At 63.0% G+C, this 835-nt stretch carries 1 pseudogene; it reads left to right on the top strand.

Annotated elements, in window-relative coordinates:
• Window positions 1–835, top strand: a pseudogene (locus tag IF78_RS48185) (cytochrome c oxidase subunit I); the annotation flags it as partial.

Genomic DNA, 835 nt, shown 5'->3' with positions numbered 1-835 from the left:
CACAAGACGATCGGGACGCTGTATCTCGTCACGTCGTTCGCGTTCTTCGTGATCGGTGGCGTGATGGCGCTGCTCATGCGTGCCGAGCTGGCCCGTCCGGGCCTGCAGATCATGTCGAACGAGCAGTTCAACCAGGCGTTCACGATGCACGGCACGATCATGCTGCTGATGTTCGCGACGCCGCTGTTCGCCGGCTTCGCGAACTGGATCATGCCGCTGCAGATCGGCGCGCCGGACGTGGCCTTCCCCCGGCTGAACATGTTCGCCTACTGGCTGTACCTGTTCGGCTCGCTCATCGCGGTCGGTGGCTTCCTCACCCCGCAGGGCGCGGCCGACTTCGGCTGGTTCGCCTACAGCCCGCTGTCGGACGCGGTCCGCTCCCCGGGCATCGGCGCCGACATGTGGATCATGGGTCTGGCCTTCTCCGGCTTCGGCACCATCCTCGGCTCGGTCAACTTCATCACCACGATCATCTGCATGCGCGCGCCGGGCATGACCATGTTCCGCATGCCGATCTTCACCTGGAACGTGCTGCTGACCGGTTGCTGTGGCAACACCTCTTCTGGTTCTTCGGCCATCCAGAGGTGTACATCATCGCCCTGCCGTTCTTCGGCATCATCAGTGAGGTCATCCCGGTCTTCTCCCGCAAGCCGATGTTCGGCTACATGGGTCTGATCGCGGCGACCATCGCCATCGCGGGTCTGTCCGTGACGGTGTGGGCGCACCACATGTACGTCACAGGCGGCGTACTCCTCCCGTTCTTCGCCTTCATGACGTTCCTCATCGCCGTACCCACCGGCGTGAAGTTCTTCAACTGGATCGGCACCATGTGGAA

The organism is Streptomyces bicolor, assembly GCF_000719285.1.
In the GTDB taxonomy this organism is placed as follows: Bacteria; Actinomycetota; Actinomycetes; order Streptomycetales; family Streptomycetaceae; genus Streptomyces; species Streptomyces bicolor.
This window is presented reverse-complemented; position numbering and strand designations above follow the sequence as displayed.